General features: G+C 70.8%; 18 protein-coding genes and 1 pseudogene. 13 read left to right on the top strand and 6 right to left on the bottom strand.

Annotated elements, in window-relative coordinates:
* Positions 1–31: 31 nt before the first annotated feature.
* The 8 genes from ABZS64_RS14360 to ABZS64_RS14395 all read left to right on the top strand — a co-directional run bounded on the left by ABZS64_RS14360 (position 32) and on the right by ABZS64_RS14395 (position 12,298).
* Positions 32–1,501, top strand: coding sequence for a sodium:solute symporter (locus ABZS64_RS14360; RefSeq protein ID WP_355828108.1), 1,470 nt, complete (start codon positions 32–34; stop codon positions 1,499–1,501).
* A 41-nt stretch (positions 1,502–1,542) separates the two neighbouring features.
* Complete coding sequence (gene speB / locus ABZS64_RS14365) at positions 1,543–2,514, top strand: agmatinase (protein ID WP_355828111.1); 972 nt, start codon at positions 1,543–1,545, stop codon at positions 2,512–2,514.
* Positions 2,511–4,193, top strand: a complete 1,683-nt coding sequence (locus tag ABZS64_RS14370) for a thiamine pyrophosphate-binding protein (protein ID WP_355828113.1) — start codon at positions 2,511–2,513, stop codon at positions 4,191–4,193. The genes speB and ABZS64_RS14370 overlap by 4 nt, the downstream gene beginning before the upstream one ends.
* 136 nt (positions 4,194–4,329) lie before the next feature.
* A complete protein-coding gene (locus ABZS64_RS14375) occupies positions 4,330–5,379 on the top strand; it encodes an esterase-like activity of phytase family protein (protein WP_355828116.1) in 1,050 nt (349 codons plus the stop codon).
* Between the two features lie 98 nt (positions 5,380–5,477).
* Positions 5,478–6,434: a serine hydrolase gene (locus tag ABZS64_RS14380; RefSeq protein WP_355828118.1), complete on the top strand. Its 957-nt coding sequence runs from the start codon at positions 5,478–5,480 to the stop codon at positions 6,432–6,434.
* A gap of 119 nt (positions 6,435–6,553) precedes the next feature.
* Entirely contained in the window at positions 6,554–10,261 is a 3,708-nt protein-coding gene (locus ABZS64_RS14385; RefSeq protein WP_355828120.1) for an ABC transporter ATP-binding protein, read from the top strand.
* 145 nt (positions 10,262–10,406) lie between these two features.
* Complete coding sequence (locus ABZS64_RS14390) at positions 10,407–10,748, top strand: hypothetical protein (protein ID WP_355828365.1); 342 nt, start codon at positions 10,407–10,409, stop codon at positions 10,746–10,748.
* Positions 10,749–10,864: 116 nt separating this feature from the next.
* The gene (locus ABZS64_RS14395; RefSeq protein ID WP_355828123.1) at positions 10,865–12,298 is read left to right on the top strand and encodes a S28 family serine protease; all 1,434 of its coding nucleotides are present in this window, start codon (positions 10,865–10,867) and stop codon (positions 12,296–12,298) included.
* 40 nt (positions 12,299–12,338) lie between these two features.
* Here the strand turns inward: ABZS64_RS14395 and ABZS64_RS14400 are convergent, their stop codons facing one another.
* The 3 genes from ABZS64_RS14400 to ABZS64_RS14410 all read right to left on the bottom strand — a co-directional run bounded on the left by ABZS64_RS14400 (position 12,339) and on the right by ABZS64_RS14410 (position 16,518).
* Positions 12,339–12,977 (bottom strand): hypothetical protein, encoded by a 639-nt coding sequence (locus ABZS64_RS14400; RefSeq protein WP_355828126.1) that lies wholly within the window; start codon positions 12,975–12,977, stop codon positions 12,339–12,341.
* A 146-nt stretch (positions 12,978–13,123) separates the two neighbouring features.
* Positions 13,124–14,932: a glycoside hydrolase family 3 protein gene (locus ABZS64_RS14405; protein WP_355828129.1), complete on the bottom strand. Its 1,809-nt coding sequence runs from the start codon at positions 14,930–14,932 to the stop codon at positions 13,124–13,126.
* Positions 14,933–15,609: 677 nt separating this feature from the next.
* Complete coding sequence (locus ABZS64_RS14410) at positions 15,610–16,518, bottom strand: LysR family transcriptional regulator (RefSeq protein WP_355828132.1); 909 nt, start codon at positions 16,516–16,518, stop codon at positions 15,610–15,612.
* A 112-nt stretch (positions 16,519–16,630) separates the two neighbouring features.
* Between ABZS64_RS14410 and ABZS64_RS14415 the strand changes: the two genes are divergently transcribed.
* On the top strand, positions 16,631–17,587 hold the full coding sequence (locus ABZS64_RS14415; protein WP_355828135.1) for an EamA family transporter: 957 nt from the start codon (positions 16,631–16,633) through the stop codon (positions 17,585–17,587).
* A gap of 4 nt (positions 17,588–17,591) precedes the next feature.
* Here the strand turns inward: ABZS64_RS14415 and ABZS64_RS14420 are convergent.
* The 3 genes and pseudogenes from ABZS64_RS14420 to ABZS64_RS14430 form a co-directional block, all read right to left on the bottom strand.
* A pseudogene (locus tag ABZS64_RS14420) lies at positions 17,592–18,215 on the bottom strand (sugar phosphate isomerase/epimerase family protein); the annotation flags it as partial.
* A 32-nt stretch (positions 18,216–18,247) separates the two neighbouring features.
* Positions 18,248–19,183: a helix-turn-helix domain-containing GNAT family N-acetyltransferase gene (locus ABZS64_RS14425; RefSeq protein WP_355828138.1), complete on the bottom strand. Its 936-nt coding sequence runs from the start codon at positions 19,181–19,183 to the stop codon at positions 18,248–18,250.
* A 252-nt stretch (positions 19,184–19,435) separates the two neighbouring features.
* The gene (locus ABZS64_RS14430; RefSeq protein WP_355828141.1) at positions 19,436–20,500 is read right to left on the bottom strand and encodes a LacI family DNA-binding transcriptional regulator; all 1,065 of its coding nucleotides are present in this window, start codon (positions 20,498–20,500) and stop codon (positions 19,436–19,438) included.
* A 156-nt stretch (positions 20,501–20,656) separates the two neighbouring features.
* Between ABZS64_RS14430 and ABZS64_RS14435 the strand changes: the two genes are divergently transcribed.
* The 4 genes from ABZS64_RS14435 to ABZS64_RS14450 all read left to right on the top strand — a co-directional run bounded on the left by ABZS64_RS14435 (position 20,657) and on the right by ABZS64_RS14450 (position 24,563).
* Positions 20,657–21,808, top strand: coding sequence for a Gfo/Idh/MocA family oxidoreductase (locus tag ABZS64_RS14435; protein ID WP_355828144.1), 1,152 nt, complete (start codon positions 20,657–20,659; stop codon positions 21,806–21,808).
* A gap of 83 nt (positions 21,809–21,891) precedes the next feature.
* Complete coding sequence (locus tag ABZS64_RS14440) at positions 21,892–22,995, top strand: dihydrodipicolinate synthase family protein (protein WP_355828368.1); 1,104 nt, start codon at positions 21,892–21,894, stop codon at positions 22,993–22,995.
* Between the two features lie 32 nt (positions 22,996–23,027).
* On the top strand, positions 23,028–23,825 hold the full coding sequence (locus ABZS64_RS14445) for a sugar phosphate isomerase/epimerase family protein (RefSeq protein WP_355828371.1): 798 nt from the start codon (positions 23,028–23,030) through the stop codon (positions 23,823–23,825).
* 141 nt (positions 23,826–23,966) lie between these two features.
* On the top strand, positions 23,967–24,563 hold the full coding sequence (locus ABZS64_RS14450; RefSeq protein ID WP_355828147.1) for a hypothetical protein: 597 nt from the start codon (positions 23,967–23,969) through the stop codon (positions 24,561–24,563).
* The last annotated feature ends 50 nt before the right edge of the window (positions 24,564–24,613 follow it).

Raw genomic sequence — 24,613 nt, forward strand, 5'->3', positions numbered from 1 at the left:
GAACCCGGGGGACGAGACGGAAGGAAAGCCGATGGCTGTCGACTATGCAGTAATCGTCGTCTATCTGGCCGGCATGCTCGGCATGGGCTGGTGGGGCATGCGCCGCGCCAAGTCCAAGAGCGAGTTCCTGGTCGCGGGCCGCCGCCTCGGCCCCAGCATGTACTCCGGGACCATGGCGGCCATCGTCCTCGGCGGCGCCTCCACCATCGGCGGCGTGGGCCTCGGCTACAAGTACGGCCTCTCCGGAGCCTGGATGGTCTTCACCATCGGCCTCGGCCTCCTCGCCCTCTCCGTGTTCTTCTCCGCGCGCATCGCCCGGCTGAAGGTCTACACCGTCTCCGAGATGCTCGACCTGCGCTACGGCGGCAAGGCCGGTCTCATCTCCGGCGTCGTGATGTGGGCGTACACGCTGATGCTCGCGGTCACCTCGACCATCGCCTACGCCACGATCTTCGACGTCCTCTTCGACATGCACAGGACCGTCGCGATCATCCTCGGCGGCTCGATCGTCGTCGCGTACTCCACGCTCGGCGGCATGTGGTCGATCACCCTCACCGACATGGTGCAGTTCGTCGTCAAGACGGTCGGTGTCCTGCTGCTCCTGCTGCCCATCGCGGTCGTCAAGGCCGGCGGCTTCAGCGCGATGAAGGCGAAGCTCCCGACCGAGTACTTCGACCCGCTGGGCATCGGCGGCGAGACGATCTTCACCTACGTCCTGATCTACACCTTCGGCATGCTGATCGGCCAGGACATCTGGCAGCGGGTGTTCACCGCCCGCAGCGACAAGGTCGCGCGCCACGGCGGCACCGTCGCCGGTACGTACTGTCTCGTCTACGCCCTCGCAGGCGCCGTCATCGGCACGGCCGCCCGGGTCCTCTACCCGAAGCTGGCCAACGCCGACGACGCCTTCGCGACCATCGTCAAGGACGAACTGCCCATCGGTGTGCGCGGACTGGTGCTCGCCGCTGCCCTCGCCGCCGTGATGTCGACGTCGTCCGGTGCGCTGATCGCCTGCGCGACCGTCGCCAACAACGACATCTGGTCGCGGCTGCGCGGTCTGGCGTCCCGGGGCGGCAGCGACCACGACGAGGTGAGGGGCAACCGCGCCTTCATCCTGATCATGGGCGTCGGCGTCGTCTGTATCGCCATCGCGCTCAACAATGTCGTCGAGGCGCTCACCGTCGCGTACAACCTGCTCGTCGGCGGACTGCTTGTGCCGATTCTCGGCGGCCTGCTGTGGAAGCGCGGCACGGTCTACGGCGCGCTCGCCTCGGTGATCGTCGGCGGCGTCGCGGTCATCGGTCTGATGGCCTCCTACGGAATCCTCGCCAACGAGCCCGTCTACTACGGCCTGCTCCTGTCGCTCGCGGCGTACCTGATCGGCTCGCTGACGACCAGGCCGACGGACGCGGCGATCCTGGCGAACTGGCGCGAGCGCCTGGCGGGCCGGGGCGCCGAAGAGGAAGAGGCCACGGCCGAGCCCGCGGCCGTAGCCAGCTAGAGTCGAAACCGCAACGAAGCGTACGAAAGAAGGCAATTCACATGAGCAGCAACGAGCAGTCGCGCGGCCCGATCGACTCGTCCCGTATTCCGCGGTACGCCGGACCCGCGACGTTCGCCCGGCTGCCCCGGCTCGACGAGGTCGGCACCACCGATGTCGCCGTGGTCGGCGTTCCCTTCGACGCCGGGGTCTCCTACCGTCCCGGCGCACGCTTCGGCGGCAACGCCATCCGCGAGGCGTCGAGGCTCCTGCGCCCCTACAACCCGGCCCAGGACGCCTCGCCCTTCGCTCTCGCGCAGGTCGCGGACGCGGGCGACATCGCCGCGAACCCGTTCAACATCAACGAGGCCGTCGAGACGATCGAGGCCGCGGCCGACGATCTGCTCGGCACCGGCGCGCGCATGATGACCCTCGGCGGCGACCACACCATCGCGCTGCCGCTGCTGCGCTCGGTCGCCAAGAAGCACGGCCCGGTCGCGCTGCTGCACTTCGACGCGCATCTGGACACCTGGGACACGTACTTCGGCGCGGAGTACACCCACGGCACCCCGTTCCGCCGTGCCGTCGAGGAGGGCATCCTCGACACCGAGGCGCTCTCGCACGTCGGCATCCGCGGCCCGCTGTACGGCAAGCAGGACCTGACCGACGACGAGAAGCTGGGCTTCGGCATCGTCACCTCGTCCGACGTCTACCGTCGCGGCGCCGACGAGGTCGCCGACCAGCTGCGCCAGCGCATCGGCGACCGCCCGCTCTACATCTCGATCGACATCGACTGTCTCGACCCGGCGCACGCCCCGGGCACCGGCACGCCCGAGGCGGGCGGCATGACCTCCCGCGAGCTGCTGGAGATCCTGCGCGGCCTCGCCTCCTGCAACCTGGTCTCCGCGGATGTCGTCGAGGTCGCGCCCGCGTACGACCACGCCGAGATCACCTCGGTCGCCGCCTCCCACACGGCGTACGAGCTGACCACGATCATGTCCCGCCAGATCGCGGCAGCGAAGGCGGCGCAGTGACCCACGACCACGACCTCGTCCTGCGGCCGACCCAGGCGCAGACCACGGCCGCGCTGAACCCCCCGGCGGGCCGCAACGGCGGCGACCTCGTCGTCGAGACCCTGGCCGGTCTCGGCGCGACCACCGTCTTCGGGCTGCCCGGCCAGCACGCGCTCGGCATGTTCGACGCCCTGCGCCGGTCCTCGCTCTCGTACGTCGGACTGCGCGTCGAGAACAACGCGGGGTTCGCCGCCGACGCGTACGGCCGGATCACCGGTGAGGTGGCCCCGCTGCTGCTCTCCACCGGACCCGGCGCGCTGATGTCGCTCGCAGCGCTGCAGGAGTCCGCCGCGGCCTCCGCGCCGGTGCTCGCCATCGGCAGCCAGGTGCCCACGGCCGGGCTCGGCGGCGGCCGTCACGGCTATCTGCACGAACTGCGTGACCAGCAGGCCTCGTTCAGGGATGTGGTGAAGTCCGTCCACACGGCCCGCACCCAGTCCCAGATCCCGTCGGCGATCGCCGCGGCCTGGGAGTCGGCGCTGACGGCCCCGCACGGGCCGGTCTGGGTCGAAATCCCCCAGGACGTCCTGCTGGCGCAGACGACACTGCCGGTGGTCACGGCGATGGACGCGACCCCGGACGACCTCGTCCCCCGCCCCGAACTGACCGCGGTGGCAGCCGACTTGCTGTCCCGTGCCACCCGCCCGGCAATCATCGCGGGCGGCGGAGTCGTACGCTCCGACGCGACCGGCAAGCTGCTCGCGCTCGCGGAGAAGGTCAACGCCCCGGTCGTCACGACCTTCGGCGGCAAGGGTGCGTTCCCGTGGGAGCACCCGCTCTCGCTCCAGTCCTGGCTGGAGGACCGCCACACCACGGACTTCCTGGAGTCCGCGGACGTGCTGCTCGTCGTCGGCTCCGGCCTGGGCGAACTGTCCTCGAACTACCACACGTTCGCGCCGCGCGGCCGGGTCATCCAGATCGAGGCGGACGCCGGCAAGCTGGAGTCCAACCACCCGGGTCTCGGCATCCACGCGGACGCGCGGCTTGCGCTTTCGGCCCTCCTCGAGACGGTGGAGGAGCGCGAGGACGCTTCGGCTGCGGACGCGGTACGGACGGTCCTGGACCAGGTCCGTGCCCGCATCGCCTCCCAGGACCTCACGCTGGAACAGCAGGTGCTGGCCTCCGTCCGCGAGGCCCTGCCGGACGACGCCCCCAGCTTCTGGGACATGACGATCCTGGCTTACTGGGCCTGGTCCGCCTTCGACGCCCGCCGCCCGAACACCATGCACTCGGCCCAGGGCGCCGGCGGTCTCGGCTACGGCTACCCGGCGGCACTCGGCGCCGCGGCGGCGGACCCCACCCGCCCGGTCCTCGCGGTCTCCGGCGACGGCGGCGCGATGTACTCGATCGCCGAGCTGGCGACGGCCCGCCAGTACGACCTGCCGGTCACCTGGCTGATCGTGGACGACGGCGGCTACGGCATCCTGCGCGAGTACATGAAGGACGCATTCGGCGAGGCAACGGCGACGGAACTGTCCCGCCCGGACTTCGTGGCCCTGGCGGAATCCTTCGGCGTCCCGGCGACCCGCACCACGCCGGAGTCCCTGGCGGAGGACCTCGGCAAGGCCCTGGCCGAGCCCGGTCCTTCGGTGGTCGTGCTCCCGGCGGTCCTGAGGATGTTCGGCCCGACGCACCTCTGAGTCCCACCCGACCCCTGCGCCCCGCTGCTCCAACCCCCGTGGAGCAGCGGGGCGCAGGCATGGTGCGCGGCCCGGGCGGCCCAACGTTCACGGGAAGTCCGCCCGGGCTCAACCCCTCGCGGCATAGCGTGACGCCATGCGTCTGCGACCCGTACTCGCCACCGTCACCGCCGGTCTGGCCGTGGCCACCTGCCTCGGCGCCGCCGCGCCCGCCAACTCGCGTCTCCAAGAGGGCAGTTGCTCGTCCCGCGTGGACATCGACAGTTACTCCGACGCGCTCGACAAGACCGAGTTCCAGGGCAGCTTCGTCGGCAACTTCTCGGCTCTCGCGGTCGACACGGACGGCGACATCGCCGCGGTCTCCGACCGTTCGGAGCTGTTCGGTCTCGACCGTGCGAGTCTGCGGCCGAAGAGCGTTGTACATCTCGCCGACGAGAAGGGCGCGCAGCTCGACTCGGAGGGGCTTGCCGTCGAGCGGGACGGCAGTCGCCTCGTCAGCTCCGAGACCGAGCCCTCCGTACGCCGTTACAGCCGCGACGGCGCGCTACTCGGCTCTCTTCCCGTGCCCGACGCCCTGCGCGTCGCCCCTGCCGGGCGGGCCACGCGGAATCTCACCTTCGAGGGGCTGACGCTGCAGCCCGGCGGCCGGACCCTCGTCGCCGCCATGGAGGGGCCGATCGCCGGTGACGGGCCCGGGATCGTGCGGCTGCAGACCTGGCGGCGGCACGGCCAGAAGCAGGAGTTCCGGCTCGCAGAGCAGTACGGCTACCGAGCCGACGCCAAGCTCGGGATCAGCGAGGCCACCGCCACCGGGGACGGCCGGCTGCTCGTGCTGGAGCGCGGGTTCACGGCGGGTGTCGGTAACACCGTCCGGCTCTACCTGGCCGACCTGCGGCATGCCACCGATGTGAGCGATGTCGAGTACGTGACGGAGCAGGACGTCACGGGCCAGGACGGGATCCGGCTCGTACGCAAGACCCTGCTCGCCGACATCGCCGACTGCCCCTCCCTCGGCGCCCCCGCCAAGCAGCCCCAGCCCAATCCGCTGCTCGACAACATCGAGGCCATGGCGGTCACTTCACGAGCACCCGGGCGGCTCCATCTCCTGCTGGCCAGTGACGACAATCAGAATTCCGCCCAAATCACCCGTTTCTACCGGCTATCGGTAAGGCTGCCACGGCACTGAGACGTAACTCATACAACTTTTCCGCCAGTCGTGAGTCATGTTGGCGGGTGCACCGGAGAGGCGCACCCGCGACAGCACCAGGAGACAGGGAAGCCTCCATGACTCACCACCGAATATCCCGCCGCGCGCGAGCGGCCTCCGCCGCCGTGGCCGCGGGCCTGTTCGTGCCGCTCGCCGCGGGCGCGACGCCCGCGGCCGCCGCGACGCCCCAGGTCGCCTGCACCTCAAAGACGGCGGGACTCGCCGCCAAGCTCACCGCCGACATCAACGCCGCGCTCGCGGGCCGCAAGTCGACGACCGCGGTCCTCCTCAACGACCGCGTCAGCAAGACCAGTTGCGTTCTGCGGCCGGACCAGAAATACGACTCGGCCAGCGTGGTGAAGGTGACCGTGCTCGGGGCCCTGCTGCTGGACGCGCAGAGGCAGAAGCGCGGCTTCACGCAGCGCGAGTTCACGCTCGCCAACGACATGATCACCAAGTCGGACAACGCCGCGACCAGCGCCCTGTGGAAGCAGCTCGGCCTGACGAAGATCAAGAGCTTCCTCACGGCCGCGGGGATGACCCAGACCGTTCCCGGCGCCGACGGCTACTGGGGGCTCACCCAGATCACCGCCCGTGACGAGCAGAAGCTGCTGGCGCTGCTGACCGTGCCGAACACCGTGCTCAGCGACGGCAACCGGTCGTACGCCCTGAAGCTGATGAGCAAGGTCATCACCTCCCAGCGCTGGGGCACCCCGGCCGGAGCCCCCGCCGACGCCACCGTCCAGGTGAAGAACGGCTGGCTGTCCCGGGCCACCCACGGCTGGCGCGTGCACAGCATCGGCGCGTTCACCGGCAACGGCCACGACTACACGATCACGGTCCTGACGTGGGACAACGCGACCATGGACTACGGCGTCAACACCATCCAGGCCGTCGCCCGCGCCATCCACAAGGACCTCAACCCGGCCGCCGCCCGGTCGGCCCAGGTCTTCACTCCGCCCGCCGTTCCGCGGGAGGCCCTGCCGGCCACCCCGGAGACGGCCGCGAAGGACGCGATTTCCGCCGCCCGCTGAGGCGTCCGTTTGTTGCAGCGTGTTGCAGCGGGATGAAATCCGCTGCTCGCCGCGTTGGTGCTTTCCGGTAGATCAGAACACGATTTCAGAACTGGATCGGGACGACCGGGAGGCACCACGTGGCGGCGGCAGACCAAGGCTGGGCACGGAGGCTGTCCGGTTACGCCTGGCGTTACCGGCGCAATGTGATGCTCGCGCTCGGCTCGTCGCTGGCGGGTATGGCCGTCATGGCGCTCGTCCCGCTGATCACCAAGGTCGTCATCGACGACGTGATCGGTGACCGGACACGACCTCTCGCCGTCTGGACCGGGCTGCTGATAGCCGCCGCCGTCGTCGTCTACGCCCTCACCTATGTACGCCGCTACTACGGCGGCCGCCTCGCCCTCGACGTCCAGCACGATCTGCGGACCGAGATGTACGGGACGATCACCCGCCTCGACGGCCGCCGCCAGGACGAGCTCTCCACCGGCCAGGTCGTCGGCCGCGCCACCAGCGACCTTCAGCTCATCCAGGGCCTGCTCTTCATGCTCCCGATGACCATCGGGAACATCCTGCTCTTCATCATCTCTCTGGTGATCATGGCGTGGCTGTCGCTGCCGCTCACGCTGATCGCCCTCGCCGTCGCCCCCGCCCTCTGGTTCATCGCCAAGCGCAGCCGCACCAGGCTGCACCCGGCCACCTGGTACGCGCAGAGCCAGGCGGCCGCCGTCGCGGGTGTCGTCGACGGAGCCGTCTCCGGCGTACGCGTGGTCAAGGGCTTCGGCCAGGAGGACCAGGAGACCGGCAAGCTGCGCGAGGTCGGCCGCAAGCTCTTCGCCGGGCGGCTGCGCACCATCAAGTTCAATGCGAAGTACACGCCCGCACTCCAGGCCGTCCCCGCGCTCGGGCAGGTCGCGATGCTGGCGCTCGGCGGCTGGCTGGCCACCCGCGGCCAGATCACCCTCGGTACCTTTGTCGCTTTCTCGACCTATCTGGCGCAGCTCGTCGGCCCGGTCCGGATGCTCGCCGTGGTGCTGACCGTCGGACAGCAGGCGCGCGCCGGTGTGGAGCGCGTACTGGAGCTGATCGACACCGAGCCGACGATGAAGGACGGCACCAAGGAACTCCCGGCGGACGCGCCCGCGACGGTCGAGTTCGACGATGTGACCTTCGGATACGACGAGAAGCGCCCCGTACTCGACGGCTTCTCGCTGGAGATCCGGCCCGGCGAGACCCTCGCCGTCGTCGGCTCCTCAGGCAGCGGCAAGTCCACCGTCTCGCTGCTGCTGCCCCGCTTCTACGACGTGACGCACGGCGCTGTCCTGGTCGGCGGCCACGATGTCCGCGAGCTGACCCTCGAATCCCTGCGCGCGGCCATCGGTCTCGTGCCGGAGGACAGCTTCCTCTTCTCCGACAGCGTGCGCACGAACATCGCGTACGGAAAGCCCGACGCCACCCAGGAAGAGATCGAGACCGCGGCGCGCGCGGCCCAGGCCGACCGCTTCATCGCCGAGCTGCCCGACGGCTACGACACCAAGGTCGGCGAGCACGGCCTGACCCTCTCCGGCGGCCAGCGCCAGCGCGTCGCGCTCGCCCGCGCGATCCTCACCGACCCCCGGCTGCTGCTCCTGGACGACGCCACCTCCGCCGTGGACGCCCGCGTCGAGCACGAGATCCACGAGGCCCTGCGCTCCGTCATGGCGGGCCGGACGACCCTGCTGATCGCCCACCGCCGCTCCACCCTCGGGCTCGCCGACCGGATCGCCGTCCTCGACGCGGGACGCCTCGCCGACATCGGCACGCACGAGGAGCTGACGCAGCGCTCGGCCCTGTACCGGCGGCTGCTGACCGACCCGGACGAGCTCGGCGGCGTATCGCCGGGACACACCCCGCTGCCCCTCGCGGAACCGGAAGAGGACCACACCGTACGGGACGAGCTGGACGCCGAGTTCGACGTCGAGCGCGGCATCACACCCCGCCTGTGGGAGCGCGAGGAGAGGGCCGAGGAATCAGCCGCCCCCGGCGCGACCCCCGAGCTGCTGGCCCAGGTCGAGGCGCTGCCCCCGGCGACCGACACTCCCGAGATCGACGAGGCACGCGCCGTACGCGCCGAGCAGACCTACGGGCTGCGCCGGCTGCTGCACGGCTTCGGCCCGCCCCTGCTCGTCAGCCTGCTGCTGGTGGCGACCGACGCGGGCATGGGCCTGCTGCTCCCCGTCATGATCCGGCACGGCATCGACGAGGGCGTCACCCGGATGGCGCTCGGCGCGGTGTGGGCCGCGTCCGCGCTCGCACTGGTGAGCGTGGTGGTGCAGTGGGCCGCGCAGATCGGCGAGACCCGGATGACGGGCCGCACCGGCGAGCGCATCCTCTACTCCCTGCGCCTGAAGATCTTCGCGCAGCTCCAGCGCCTCGGACTCGACTACTACGAGCGCGAACTGACCGGCCGGATCATGACCCGGATGACGACGGACGTGGACGCCCTGTCCACGTTCCTGCAGACGGGCCTGGTCACCGCGTTCGTCTCGGTGGTCAGCTTCTTCGGCATCCTGGTCGTCCTGCTGGTCATCGACCTCCAGCTGGCACTGGTGGTCTTCGCGACCCTGCCGGTGCTGATCTTCGGCACGTACTTCTTCCGCAAGAAGAGCGTCAAGGCGTACGAGCTGGCCCGTGAACGCATCAGCGTCGTCAACGCCGACCTGCAGGAGTCCGTGTCCGGGCTGCGGATCGTGCAGGCCTTCCGGCGCGAGCGCGACGGCGCGGGCCGGTTCGCCGAGCGCAGCGACAGCTACCGCGAGGCCCGGGTGCGCGGCCAGTGGCTGATCTCGGTCTACTTCCCCTTCGTCCAGCTGCTGGCCTCGGTGGCCGCCGCGGCCGTGCTGATCGTCGGCGCGGGCCGCATCGAAGCGGGCACCCTCACCACCGGCGCGCTGGTCGCCTATCTCCTCTACATAGATCTGTTCTTCGCGCCCGTGCAGCAGCTGTCCCAGGTCTTCGACGGCTACCAGCAGGCGACGGTGTCGCTCGGGCGCATCCAGGAGCTGCTCCAGGAGCCGACCTCGACCGCCACCGCGAAGGCGCCCCTCGATGTGCTCTCGCTGCGCGGCGAGATCGCCTTCGAGGACGTCGACTTCGCCTACGGGGACGACGAAGCGGCCCTGAAGTCCATCGACCTGCGCATCCCGGCGGGCCAGACCGTCGCCTTCGTCGGTGAGACCGGCGCGGGCAAGTCGACGCTCGTGAAGCTGGTCGCGCGGTTCTACGACCCGACGAGCGGCCGGGTCACTGCCGACGGGACCGATCTGCGCGATCTGGATCTGACGGCCTACCGCCACCGGCTCGGCGTCGTCCCCCAGGAGGCATACCTCTTCGCGGGTACCGTCCGGGACGCCATCGCGTACGGCCGTCCCGGCGCGAGCGACGCCGAGGTGGAGGCCGCGGCCCGCGCCGTCGGCGCCCACGACATGATCGCCACCCTCGACGGCGGCTATATGCACGAGGTCTCAGAGCGCGGCCGCAACCTCTCGGCGGGGCAGCGCCAGCTGATCGCGCTCGCCAGGGCCGAGCTCGTCGACCCGGACATCCTGCTGCTCGACGAGGCCACCGCGGCCCTCGACCTGGCCACCGAGGCCCAGGTCAACCAGGCCACGGACCGGCTTACGGGCCGCCGTACCACGCTGGTCGTCGCCCACCGCCTGACCACGGCGGCCCGCGCGGACCGGGTGGTCGTGATGGACGGCGGCCAGGTCGTCGAGGACGGTACGCACGATGAACTCCTCGCCCTGGACGGGCGGTACGCCATGCTCTGGCGCACCTTCATCGGGGAGGACGAGCCCGCCGCCGTATGACGGATTGCCGAGTACCGCAACCATAGGAGGCCCCGCTGCGTCGTACGCATGTACGGGGCCGTGGCAAAGGGGTGCGATCGTGTTCGGTGGGGCGGGGAACAAACGACGGGGGCGGCAGCTGCTCGCGCAGGGCCTCGCCGTGCTCATGGCAGCCGGAGCGCTCACGCTGGCCGGACCGGGCACATCACAGGCCGAGGCCGTCGCCTCCGCGTGCAGCGGCCGGCCGCTGAAGACCATCAAGTTCGCCACGGGCGAGCTGCGTGTCTACAAGAACCGGCAGTACGCCTGCGCCATCACGGTCGCCAGGAAGCCCGGACGGCGTGTGATGTCGATCTCGCTGCAGGCGCGCGGCGGCCGCGCGGCGGTCGACAAGGGCAGCTTCACCCGACAGGCCGGACCCGTCACCGTCCACGCGCTCAACCGCTGTGTACGGGCCACCGGTTCCATAGCCGGTATCTCGCGTTCGACCGGCTGGATCCTCTGCTGACTCTCCTACCTGCTGCATGACGCCTGGTCAGGCTCTCGATCCCAACTGGGGCTGGCGGGCCGGGCATTGCCCCCGCTAGGTTCACCGCGACCACAGGTGAATCAAGGGGAGGGTGAATGCGCAAGGCGCTCAGATGGCTGCTGTCGCTCGTGGTGCTCATAGGCACCATGAGTGCGGCCGGTGCGACGGCCGGTGCGGCTACCGCCGCCGAGCCCACGGCCGGCACGGACATCAAGGACCAGATCCTCGCAGTTGAGGGCATGAGTCTAATCGAGGAGAAGCCGTACCCGGGTTACCGGTACTTCGTCCTCAACTACACACAGCCGGTCGACCACCGGCACCCGAACGGGGCGAAGTTCAAGCAGCGGATCACCCTGCTGCACAAGGACACCAGCCGCCCCACCGTCTTCTTCACCTCCGGCTACAACGTGAGCACCACGCCGCGCCGCAGTGAGCCGACGGCGATCATCGACGGTAACCAGGTCTCCCTGGAGTACCGGTTCTTCACCCCGTCCAGGCCCGACCCGGCCAACTGGTCCAAGCTGGACATCTGGCAGGCCGCCAGCGACCAGCACCGGGTCTTCACGGCACTGAAGAAGATCTACTCCAAGAAGTGGCTCGCCACCGGCGGTTCCAAGGGCGGCATGACGGCCACGTACTTCGAGCGCTTCTACCCGCGTGACATGGACGGCGTCGTCGCGTACGTCGCGCCCAACGACGTGGTGAACAAGGAGGACTCGGCGTACGACCGGTTCTTCGAGAAGGTCGGCACCAAGGAGTGCCGCGACAAGCTGAACGCGGTCCAGCGCGAGGCCCTGGTGCGGCGCGAGCCGCTGGAGGCCAAGTACCAGGCGTACGCGACCACCGAGGGCTACACCTTCAAGACCGTCGGCAGTCTCGACAAGGCGTACGAGGCCGTCGTCCTCGACTACGTCTGGGCCTTCTGGCAGTACAGCCTGCTCGCGGACTGCGGATCGATCCCTGCCGCTGCGACCGCCGGCGACCAGGAGATCTACGACAGCATCGACGCGATCTCCGGCTTCTCCGCCTACGCCGACCAGGGTCTGGAGACGTACACCCCGTACTACTATCAGGCAGGCACCGAGCTGGGCTCGCCCGACATCAAGCAGCCGCACCTCGACGGCCTGACCCGGTACGGGTACCAGCCGCCGCGGAACTTCGTGCCGCGTGACATTCCGATGCGCTTCAAGCCGTGGGTCATGCGCGACGTGGACAGCTGGGTGCGGCACAACGCCAACCAGATGCTGTTCGTCTACGGCCAGAACGACCCGTGGGGCTCCGAGCAGTTCCGGCCCGGCAGGGGCACCCACGACAGCCATGTGTATGTCGCCCCCGGCGCCAACCACGGCGCCAATGTCGCCGGTCTCGTGCCGGACCAGAAGGCTGCGGCGACCGCCGCGATCCTGAAGTGGGCGGGCGTCGCCCCGGCCGCCGTCCAGCAAGACGCGGCGAAGGCGAAGCCGCTGACGAGGTTCGACGCGAAGCTCGACAAGCGCGACGTAGAGCGGGAGCCGGCCCTGCGGCCGTAACTCCACCTCCCCGTGGGCTGTGCCCGCCGCCGAGTGATCCTCACACGCGGCGGGCGCAGCCCACGGGCTTGTCCGCGTCCAGCCGCACATACAGCGCCGTGGACGGCGGGCACTGCGCCCTGCGGTCCACAGCGGACGCCACCCTGAACTCCGGTGCGCGCGTGCCCGATCCGTCGCAGGCCGTCTCCTTCACCTGGCCCTCGCTCGCGCTGTAGACGCAGTCGCCGACGACGGTGTGCGGACCACCGCCCCCGCCCGGGTCGCCCGGATGCGGTGGCTCCAGATTGCGCATGCAGGCGTAGCCCTGGCCGACCTCGCCGTCCCCGTCCTCGTCGGTCGAGGGACGGCTCTCGGAGATGTGCAGGACGAAGTCGGTGGCGGCGGGGCAGGCGGGGCCGGTCGCGGGCCGCCCTTCGTACCGGGCGGTCACCCGGGCGGACGCCTTCTCGCTGGTGCAGGGCACTTCATGGACGTCGCGGCCGCGCGATGCGCAGTCGCCCAGGCCGAGGAAGACCAGGCCGTATCCCGAGGGCGTGGGGGTTGTGGCGCTCGCGATGCTTCCGGCGGCGGCCCCGGTGCCTCCGCTCGCCTGCTGGCACCCGGCGATCAGCGCCGCCGCAAGGGCGAGTACCAGTACCAGGAGGCTCACCGCCCCTGCTGACCTCCGCTTCGCGCCCATCCTGTACCCCCCGAGCCCCGACCCCCGGCCGGTCCGTCCAGCGTGACCCGCCGGGGCGGGCCACGCCAGACGTGCGGGGCGATTGATGACATTTTGCGGGAGTGCGCCTGTGGTGCGTGGCACGTTTGGGTATGTCGGGTTCTCGCTCAGTCGTACGACAGGCCGTAGCCGGTGGGATACAGCACCTGGAGCGGATCGTCCGCACGCTGTATCGGCACCGGAAGGTGTCCCTCCGGATCTGCCCGGCCAGCGATCACCCGTGCCGCGGCGCGCAGTTCGACATCGGTCCAGGAGTACGCGGCGAGCGCCGCCCGTACGCCACTGAGCCGGGCGATGTCGTACGGATTGCGGATGGCGACCGCGACGACGGGCACACCGGTCGCGGCGAGCCGGGCCACCAGCGTGCGCTGGGGGCTGGTCGCCGTGACGTTGTACGTGCCGACGATCACCGCGTCCTTGCCGCCGGCCGCCGCCACCGCCTCGTCGATCTTCGCGGCGGTCGGGGTGATTCCGGTGGACAGCGCGGTGGCGGCGAAGCCCAGTTCGGTCAGCGCGTTCGCCAGTACGGAAGTCGACGGTCCGGTCGTCCCGGTGGGCGATGCCGGATCGGCGCCGACCACCAGGAGGTTGCGCTGCTTGCGGCTGCTCAGCGGCAGCAACCCGTCCTCGTTGACCAGCAGGGTCGTGGTGCCCTCGGCGATCCGGTCGGCGGCGGCGAGATGCGCGCGGGCGCCTACGGTGCGCTCAAGCCGCCGCGCGGAGACGAACGGGTCGCGGAACAGGCCCAGTTTCTCCTTCAGGAGCAGGATGCGCAGGATCGATTCGTCGAGGCGGGCCACGGTGAGCTCACCGCTCTTGACCGCGCTGAGGACGCCGTTCCAGGCGACAGCCAGGTCCGGCGGGTTGAGCAGCTGGTCCACACCCGCCTTCAGCGCGAGCACCGGAACCCGGCTGTCGCCGTACTTGTCGCGTACGCCCTGCATATTGAGCGCGTCGGTGACGACCACACCGTCGTAACCGAGCTCCTCGCGCAGGATGCCGGTGAGGATGGGGCGCGAGAGGGTGGCCGGGTCGTTGCTCGGATCCAGCGCCGGGAACTGGATGTGCGCCGTCATGATCGAGTCGACACCGGCGGCGATCGCGGCCCGGAACGGCGGGGCGTCGATCTCCTCCCACTGCTCCCGGGTGTGAGTGATGACCGGGATGCCCGTGTGACTGTCGACGGTCGTGTCGCCGTGTCCCGGGAAGTGCTTCGACGTCGCGGCGATGCCCGCGCCCTGATAGCCCTTCACCTGGGCGGCGACCAGGCCCGCCACCGCGTGGGGGTCGGCGCCGAAGGAGCGTACGCCGATGACCGGATTGGCGGGATTGACGTTGACGTCGGAGACCGGGGCGTAGTTCTGGCAGATGCCCATCGCGGCCAGCTCGGCCCCGGCGATCCGTGCGGCACTGCGGGCGTCGGAGCGGGACCCGCCGGCGCCCAGCGCCATCGCGCCCGGCAACAGGGTGGCGGGCCTGCCCACGCGGGCCACTATGCCGTGCTCCTGGTCGGTGGAGATCAGCAGCGGTACGGGGGTCGGCTGGGCGAGTCCGGCCCGCTGGATGCTGTTGGACAGGTCCGCGATCTGGTGCGGATCACGGGTGTTGTGCGCCCAGGAGAAGTAGATGATGCCGCCGACGTGGTACGCCGCGACCAGCTCGGCGGCCGTACGGACGCCCATCTCCTTGAGGTTCAGCTCGATGTCGGCCTGGTCGGGGGCGGTGGCGGAGTGTCCGTACACGCGCATCACGAAGAGCTGGCCGACCTTCTCCTCCAGGCTCATCCGGGAGATCAGCCGTTTGAGGCGGTCGTGGTGGGAGGGAAGGGCGAATGCGGGGGAGGCGCCGGCGACCGCGCCGGCCGCCACGGCGGTCGCAGTCAGGAGGGTGCGTCTGGTGAGGCTCCGGTCGTGCATGGGGCTCCTTCCGGCCTTGCTCGACAAGGGAGTTGAAGGAAACTTCCAAGGACACACGGATAGCCCGAAAATTACTGCCAGGTCAAGGGTGTGGCAAGAGAAAGGACGCGCGGCGCGCGGAAGGTCACCGGGACGGGGGTCCGCCACCGGTGCTGTCGGAGGGGGCGCACCGGTGGCGGTGTGCTGCCGGCCGCAGGCGGCTGGAGAGGGGTCGTCAGCGATCGCAGCCAGCAGCGAGGGCCGACACCGCACTGCGGAGACTCACCCAGCAGTACGGCCCGTTAGACGGACGGGCGTCGTGCTGCGTTCCCCGCCACGCCGTGGTTCGGGGAATTGGTGCGCAACATGTCCCCCGGGGCGTGTGTGGCTCCGCCGGGGCGCGGGGCGAATCGTGACCTGCGGGTCAGGCTCGCGGCGCGAAGCTGCCGCTCTCCAGGGGGCCGGGCGAGTCGCGACCCGTGGTGCAGACGAGGCTCCGTGGCGCGAAGCTGCCGATCGGGGCGGCCCGTGGCGCGAAGCTGCCGCTCTCCGAGGTGCGGGGGCGACTCGCGACCCGTGGGTCAGGCTCGCGGCGCGAAGCTGCCGCCGGGGGCGTGGGGGCGTCAGCCCCCTCGTTCCCGTCAGGGTTTCGGGAAGGGGCGGGGTGGGGGAACAACCCCGAACCCCGGCCTCGAGGCTCACCGCCCCGCCACTTCCGGCCACTGCTCCCGCAGCGCCGCCACCGTCGCCGTGATCGCCGGCCGCCGCGCCGCCCCCGTGCGCCACAGCGCGTACAGCCGTCGCTTCGGTACGGGGTCCAGGGCGAGCGCCACCACCCCGGCGGGCAGCGGGCCACGGCCGAGCCGCGGGATCATCGCGACGCCGAGCCCGGCCGCGACCAGCGCGACCTGGGTGTGGTTCTCCTCGGCCTGGTGGGCGAGATCGGGCTCGCAGCCTGCCGCGCGCAGCGTGCGGATCAGCCAGTCGTGGCAGACCGTGCCGGGCGGCTGGCAGATCCACCGCTGACCCGCCAGGTCCGCACGGCGTACGGACGCGTGCCCGGCCAGCGGATGCCCCTCCGGTACGAGCAGATCGCACAGGTCGTCGCCGATCACGGCCTGCTCCACGCCCTCGGGAGCGGGCAGCGGCGCGATGTCCCAGTCGTGTGCGACCGCCACATCGATCATGCCGCGGGCCACCAGATCGATGGACAGGTGCGGGTCGACCTCGGTCATCCGGGCATCGAGCCCCGGATTCCTGCGGCCCAGTTCGGCAAGCACGCCGGGCAGCAGACCGCGCGCGGCCGAGGCGAACGCGCCGATGGTGAGCCGCCCCGTCGGCTGCCCCCTGCGCTCCTCCAGCGTGGTCTCGGCGCGCTCGACGATGGCGAGCAACTCCTGTGCCGTGGCGGCCAGATGGAGTGCCTCGTCGGTGAGCGCGATGCCCCGTCCCTGCCGCTCGAGCAGGGTCGTACGCGTCTCCCGCTCCAGCTTGGTGATCTGCTGCGACACGGCGGACGGGGTGTACCCGAGCGCGGTGGCCGCGGCGGCGACGGAACCGTGGACGGAGACGGCGTGCAGTGCGCGCAGTCGCCCCAGATCGAGCATGACCGGCCTCCCTGTGCCCGGGGTCCTCCTGGGCATTCGTAAGCAACGCTCAATTCCACCATGAAGAAACCCGCGCTGGTGCTACACGGTCGGCGCCGGTGATCCTCGACCCATGCGTCCCGTACACCTCGCACTCGCCGTCCTGGTCACCGCGGTCTGGGGAGTGAACTTCGTCGTCATCGAGCTCGGGCTCGGCCACTTCCCTCCGCTGCTCTTCTCCGCCCTGCGCTTCCTGGTGGCCGCGCTGCCCGCGGTCTTCTTCGTGGGCCGCCCCAAGGTCGCCTGGAAGTGGGTGATCGGCGTCGGACTGGCCCTGGGCGTCGCCAAGTTCGGGCTGCTGTTCATCGGCATGGACCGCGGGATGCCGGCCGGGCTCTCCTCGCTCGTCCTGCAGATCCAGGCGGTCTTCACGGCCTTGTTCGCCGCCGTCGCCCTCGGTGAACGCCCGGGAAGGGTACGGATCCTGGGCATGGCGGTCGCCCTGTGCGGAATCGCCCTCGCGGCGGTCGACGAGGGCACATCGGGCCCCGTCCTCGCCTTCCTGCTCCTCATCGCGGCCGCGGCCTGCTGGGGCGTGTCCAATGTGCTGACCCGCAAGGCGTCCCCACCGGACGCCCTGAACTTCATGATCTGGGTCTCCACCGTCCCCGTGCTGCCGCTGCTCGCGCTCTCCCTGCTCATCGAAGGCCCCAACGCCGATCTGGACGCGCTGCGCTCCCTGGACTGGAGCGGGGCCGGAACGATCGTCTACGTCGCCTGGGGCGCGACGGTCTTCGGTTTCGGCGCCTGGGGCTTCCTGCTGCGCCGCTATCCCGCCTCCGCCGTGGCCCCCTTCTCGCTCCTCGTACCGGTCTTCGGCATGTCGTCGGCGGCGCTGCTGCTCGACGAGTCCGTGAGCCCGTTGCGCTGGGGCGCTGCGGTACTGCTGGTCGGCGGAGTCGCGCTCACCTCACTGTCGCGAGCATGCGCTCCAGGTACTCCCGCCCCGGCACCAGCAGCCCCCGCAGATCAGCTGCCTCCGGATGCCAGCGCTTCTCGTACTCCCAGCAAAGCCACGTCTCCTCGGTGAGCGTTGCCAGGCACTCGGCGAGCGGCAGTACGCCCGCGCCCAGCGGCAGGGGCGCCAGGTCGTCGGCCGATGCGACGTCCTTGACCTGCACATAGCCGAGGAAGGGAGCGAGCGCGGCATGCGCCGCCGCCGGGCTCTCACCGTCGAGCCAGGGGTGCACCACGTCCCAGATCGCGCCCGCGTTCTTGTGGCCGACCGGGCCCAAGATGCGTGAGACACCGGCGCCGGTGCGATGCGAGTCGTGGGTCTCCAGCAGGATCCGTACGCCGAGCCCGGCCGCGGTCTCGGCGGCGGCCCCGAGCCGGCGGGCGGCCGTGGCCTCGGCGACGGCCGGGTCCTGGTCGCCGCCGCCCGGGAAGACGCGCACAAACGGCGCGCCCAAGTCCCTGGCCAGCCGCATCAGTTCGTCGAGCTCCTCGTACACCGGAGCGTCGTCACCGGCGGCCGCGACGCCGGTGTATCCGCACACGGTGAGAATCTCCACGCCCGCGCGCCCGAACTCCGCGACCACAGCGGCCCGTTCCTGCGCCCCGATCCCCGGATGCACCGGCTCCTCGGGGTGGGCGCGCAGCTCGACCCCCTGATAGCCGGTGTCCACGGCGAGCGCGACCACATCGGCGACCGGCATGCCCGGCACACCGAGGGTGGAGAAGGCGAACTTCACTTGACTGTTCCTTCCAGCAGGGGCAGTCGCCAGTCCTGGCCGACCAGATCGGCTCCGTACGAGCGGTGCGGCTTCTCGGCGACGAGGGTGAACCCGGCCCGCTGGTAGATCCGGCGGGCCCCGGCCAGTACGTCATTGGTCCACAGCACCAGATCTCGATACCCCACATCGCGCGCGAAATCCACGACGGTACGCACGAGCAGGTCGCCGAGTCCGTGCCCGCGCGCGTCCGGTTCGACGAGCAGCAGTCGCAGCCGCGCGGTCGCCGGGGCGTCGTCCCGTACACACATAACCGCCCCCACGGGCCGCCCGTCCAGCTCGGCGATCCACACCCGCTCCAGATGAGGGTCGTGGTCCTGCGCGAAGTCCGCGACGATGCGGGCGACGAGCCCTTCGAAATCGGCGTTCCAGCCGTACTCGGCGGCGTACAGCGCACCATGACGCTGCACCACCCACCCCAGATCCCCTGGCCCCGGCTCGCGCAGCACGGGCCCCTCACGGTGGGCGGGCCGCCCGCGCCCGAGGATTTCGCGCACGGTCCGCATCGCCTCGACCAGCCGCGGCCGCTCGTCCGCCGGCACCTTGGCAAGCAGCGCCCCCACGGCTTCCCGCGACCGCTCGTCGAGCAGGGCTGCGGCCTCGCGCCCCCGGGCCGTGAGCGTGATCCGCTGCCGCCGGGGATCCACCTCGGACGGCGCCCGCCCGACCAGGCCGTCCCGCTCGAACTTGGCGAGCAGTCTGCTCAAGTACCCGGCGTCGAGGGAGAGTTCGGCGCGCAGATCGGCGGCGTCGGTACGGGGGCTGTGGGCGAGCTCGTACAGGACACGGGACTCGGTGAGGGTGTACGGGGTGTAGAGGTGCTTGCTGTAGTCGAGCGCGCCGATGAGGTTGGTGTAGAAGCGGTTGAAGGCGCGGATTTCCTGGATGGGCATGGGCTGCTCCGGGCTGTCCGGGCTGGTTACTCCGGGCTCTATCTTTGACTCAGTCAACGGTACGGCGCGGTCGGGACCGCGGCAAGGCCTGAGACGGCGCGAGGTGGCGAGCGGGCCGGCGGGACCAGTTGTTCGTGCTCGACGCGACGGGCGTGCCGTCGGCGGCACGGTTCGTGCGATTCGCGCTGCCGGGGTAGGCCCCGGCCGCTGCCGGGCCGGCGGGGACCGGCCCGGCAGCACCGAGGAGTTCCCTCACCCCTTCCGCGGCGGCGCCGTCGACGACCGTGCCATCAGTTCCGCGGCGATCGTCGCGATTCCGCCCGGCGGCGGAGCCTCGTTGCCCATCGCCAGGCGGCCCGCCCGCGCCCCCGCCTCGTACAGCGGCAGCCGTACCGTCGTCAGTGCGGGCACCGCGTCGATCGAGAAGGGGAGGTCGTCGAAGCCCGCCACCGAGATGTCCTCGGGGATGCGCATGCCCTGGTCGCGCAGGGCCGCACACGCTCCCAGCGCCACCGTGTCGTTCGCGGCCACGATCGCCGTCAAGTCGGGGTCGCGGCGCAGCAGTTCGAGGGTCGCGTCGTAGCCGGAGCGGCGGGCGTACGGGCCGTGCACCGTGAGCCGGTCCTGGTCCTCGTCGATGCCCGCCGCGGTCAGCGCCGCCCGGTGGCCCTCCAGCCGGTGCCGGGTCGTCGTGCGCTCGGGCGGACCGGCCACATAGCCGATCCTGCGGTGGCCGAGCGCGACCAGATGCTCGGTGAGCCGCCGCCCGCCGCCCCGGTTGTCGAAGGCGAGTGCGGCAACGATCGCCTCGCTGCCCGGCAGTGGCGGTCTGCCGCAGAGCACGACGCGCGTGCCCGCGTCCGCGAGCTTCGCCAGTTTCGTGGCCATCGCCGCGATGTGGTCCGGGTCCTCAAGGGCGCCGCCGGTCAGCACGACGGCCGCGGCGCGCTGGCGCTGGAGCAGGGTGAGATAGGTGAGTTCGCGCTCGGGGGAGCCGCCGGTGTTGCAGACGACGGCCAGTTTCTCGCCGCCCGCGCGCCCCGAGCCCTCCTGTCCGCCGATCTCGGTCTGGGCGGCCCCGGCCATGATCCCGAAGAAGGGGTCGGCGATGTCGTTGACGAGGATGCCCACCAGGTCGGAGGTTGCCGCCGCCAGCGAGCTCGCGGGCCCGTTCAGGACGTAGTCGAGCTCGTCAACCGCTCGTAGCACCCGTTCCCGCGTTGACGTCGCGACCGGGTAGTTGCCGTTGAGCACTCGGGAGACGGTGGCCGGGGACACCCGGGCGCGCGCCGCCACATCCGCCAGGGTGACTGTCATCGCTTTCCTCCGCGGGAGATGGGACCGGGCCCTTGTCCGGGCCGCTGTCGGCAGGCTAGCGTCATACCGCGTAGAAAGCGCTTGCTACAGCCGTATCGAGGGAACACGGCCGTAATGAGGGAACCGGAAGCATTGAGGAAGCATGGAGGCACCTTCGTGACACGCAGGACAGTGCGGATCGCCATGAACGGCGTCACGGGGCGAATGGGATACCGCCAGCACCTGGTGCGCTCCCTCCTCGCGATCCGCGAACAGGGCGGCCTCGACCTCGGTGACGGTGACGTCCTGTGGCCCGAGCCCGTCCTCGTCGGCCGCCGCGAGCACGCGCTGCGCGAGATCGCCGACAGGCACGGCCTCGCCCATGTCTCCACCGACCTCGACGCCGTACTCGCCGACGACAGCATCGACATCTACTTCGACGCCCAGGTCACCTCCGCCCGCGTCACCGCCATCAAGCAGGCCGTCGCGGCGGGCAAGCACATCTACACCGAGAAGCCGACCGCGACCGATCTCGCGGGCGCGCTGGAGCTGGCGCGTCTCGCCGACGCCGCCGGAATCAAGCACGGCGTCGTCCAGGACAAGATCTTCCTGCCGGGTCTGCTGAAGCTGAAGCGCCTCGTCGAGGGCGGCTTCTTCGGCGAGATCCTGTCCGTGCGCGGGGAGTTCGGCTACTGGGTCTTCGAGGGCGACTGGCAGGAGGCGCAGCGCCCGAGCTGGAACTACCGCGCCGAGGACGGTGGCGGCATCGCCGTCGACATGTTCCCGCACTGGGAGTACGTACTGCACGAGCTGTTCGGCCGGGTCACCAGCGTGACGGCGCAGGTCGCCACGCACATCCCGCAGCGCTGGGACGAGCGCGGCAAGCCGTACGCCGCGACCGCCGACGACTCCGCGTACGGCATCTTCCAGCTGGAGGGCGGTGCGATCGCCCAGATCAACTCCTCCTGGGCGGTACGGGTGATGCGCGACGAGCTCGTCGAGTTCCAGGTCGACGGCACGCACGGCTCGGCCGTCGCGGGCCTGCGCCGCTGCCGTGCCCAGCACCGCTCCGCAACCCCGAAGCCGGTCTGGAACCCGGATCTGCCCGCCACGGAGTCCTTCCGCGACCAGTGGCAGGAGGTGCCGGACAACGGGGAGTTCGAGAACGGCTTCAAGGCGCAGTGGGAGCTGTTCCTGCGCCATGTCGCGCTCGGTGAGCCGTACCACTGGGACCTGCTGGCCGGCGCGCGGGGCGTGCAGCTTGCCGAGCTGGGGCTGAAGTCGTCGGCGGAGGGGCGCCGCTTCGAGGTGCCGGAGCTGTCGCTGTGACGATCAGGCTGCTGCGGGGGACGTACGAACCCCGCACCGAACCGGCCGTGTTCGGCGCGGACGCCGGGCTCGGCGGGGGCACTGTGCTCGGGGGTGCTGCGCTTGCCGGGGGCGCCGCGCTCGCCTCCCGTACGGTCTTCTCGGCGGCGCATGTCGTGGCCGACCCGTACGCCGATGTCTCGCCCGACTCGCCCGCCGCCGTCGACTGGGACGCCACGCTCGCCTTCCGCCGCCATCTGTGGTCGCACGGCCTCGGCGTCGCGGAGGCCATGGACACGGCCCAGCGGGGAATGGGCCTCGACTGGGCGGGCGCGGCGGAGCTGATCAGGCGCTCGGCTGCCGAGGCGAAAGCGGTGGGCGGCCGCATCGCGTGCGGGGTCGGTACCGACCAACTGACCGGCCCTGCCGATCTGGTGGCCGTCCGTACGGCGTACGAGGAGCAGCTCGCGCTCGTCGAGGAGACCGGCTCGCAGGCGATTCTGATGGCGTCGAGGGCGCTGGCGGCCGCGGCCCGGACGCCGGACGACTATCTGGCCCTCTGCACCCACCTGCTGCGCCAGGCCTCCGAGCCGGTGATCCTGCACTGGCTGGGCCCGATGTTCGACCCGGCGCTTGAGGGGTACTGGGGCTCGTCCGACCTGGACGAGGCGACGGGGACCTTTCTGGAGGTCATCGCCGCGCACCCCGACAAGGTCGACGGCATCAAGGTCTCGCTGCTCGACGCGCAGCGAGAGATCGACCTGCGCCGACGGCTGCCGGAGGGTGTCCGCTGCTACACCGGCGACGACTTCAACTACCCGGAACTCATCGCTGGCGACGAACGCGGCTTCAGCCACGCGCTGCTGGGGATCTTCGACCCCCTCGGTCCGCTGGCGGCACAGGCGGTACGGGTCCTGGACACCGGTGACGTCAAGGGCTTCCGCGAACTCCTCGACCCTACGGTCGAGTTGTCCCGCCACCTCTTCCAGCCGCCGACCCGCTTCTACAAGACGGGCGTCGTGCTGCTGGCCTGGCTCGCGGGACATCAGTCGCACTTCACGATGGTGGGCGGCCTTCAGTCGGCACGCTCGCTCCCGCACTTCTGCCGCGCGTACGAACTGGCCGACGGGCTCGGCCTGTTCCCGGATCCGGGGCTGGCCGAGCACCGGATGAAATGCCTGCTCACGATGTACGGAGTCACGCAGTGACCGGCCCCCTGACCCGCTTCAGCATCAACCAGATGACGGTGAAGCAGCTGACCCTGCCCGAACTCACCGAGGCATGCGGCGCCCTGGGCATCGGCGGGGTGGGCCTGTGGCGCGAACCGGTCCAGGCGTACGGAGTCGAAGCGGCGGCGAAGCTCGTACGGGACGCGGGGCTGACGGTCACCAGCCTGTGCCGCGGCGGCTTCCTCACCGCGATGAACCCGGCGGAACGGGCCCGCGCCCTGGCCGACAACCGCACGGCGATCGACGAGGCGTCGGCCCTCGGCACGGACACCCTGGTTCTGGTCTCGGGCGGCCTCCCCCCGGGCAGCCGGGACCTGGCGGCGGCGCGCGAACGCATCGCGGACGCGCTGTCCGTCCTGGCCCCCTACGCGGAGGAGCGGGGCGTACGCCTGGCGATCGAGCCGCTGCACCCGATGTACGCCTCGGACCGGTGCGTGGTCTCGACCCTGACCCAGGCACTCGACCTGGCGGAACGCTTCCCGGCGTCGCAGGTGGGCGTGGTGGTGGACACCTACCACATCTGGTGGGACGACCAGGCCCCGTCGGCGGTGGCCCGGGCGGGCGCCTCGGACCGCATCCACGCCTTCCAACTGGCGGACTGGACGACCCCGCTGCCGGCGGGCGTCCTGAACGGCCGTGGCCAGCTGGGTGACGGCGCGATCGACATGCGCGAGTGGCGGGCCCGGGTGGACGCGGCGGGGTACGGCGGGGCGATCGAAGTGGAGCTGTTCAACGAGGGGTTGTGGGCCCGCGACGGGGTGGACGTTCTGGAGGAGACTGCCAGGCGTTTCATCGAGCACGTCCTCTGATCCTGAGCACGAGTACAGCCCTTCGGAAACAAGTACAGCCGCTCGGAAAATAGTTCGTCCGTCATGACATAGATGCCGGGGCCGAACGCCGTCTGACAGATGTAGGCGTTCACCGATCAGCATTGATCACCTGGAGGAAGCATGAGGACGAAGCGACTTGCCATCGCGGGGGCGGCAGCACTGGTTCTGGCGGGCGGCGCCGGCACGGCCATCGCCGTCGACAGGGCCTCCGCGCCCGGCCGTACCGGTGCGGCGACGACCGGCCCGCACAGGCCTGCCGCCGCCGTGAACTCCCCGTCCTCCGCAGGACCGCGGGTTGTGCAGCCGTACCAGCCGGTCGAGATCGGCCGGGGGGCGAAGATGGGCCTCCTGCCGGAAGGACGGCAGAACTTCGTCGTGGGGTACGAGGACTTCGAGCGGGCCGTCGAGCAGGCCAAGGGGTACCCCGGCAGCAGCATCCGCCCCAACAGCATCAGCGGCGGCATCGGCAGCGACGGTGACAACATCCAGTTCACGGGCGCGTACCGTACGGACACCGTGCCCGCGCGGATGACCTTGCGCCTCGGCAAGGGTGCGGAGACCGAGGTGTCGATGCTGAGGCTGCCGGGCAAGCCGGGCTGGGGCACGTACTACCTCGACCTGCCGGGGTCCGGGCCGTGGCGAGAGCCCGTCAAGGTCACCGCGTACGACGGGAACGGAAAGGTGCTGGCGAGCCTGGCCTTCGCGCCCAAGTCCTAGGGCTGTTGGCCGGATGCCACGCTGCCGAGCCCGCACGGGGGTCGGGTCCC

The sequence above is a fragment of the Streptomyces sp. NPDC005408 genome (genome assembly GCF_040606445.1).
Taxonomy (GTDB): Bacteria; Actinomycetota; Actinomycetes; order Streptomycetales; family Streptomycetaceae; genus Streptomyces.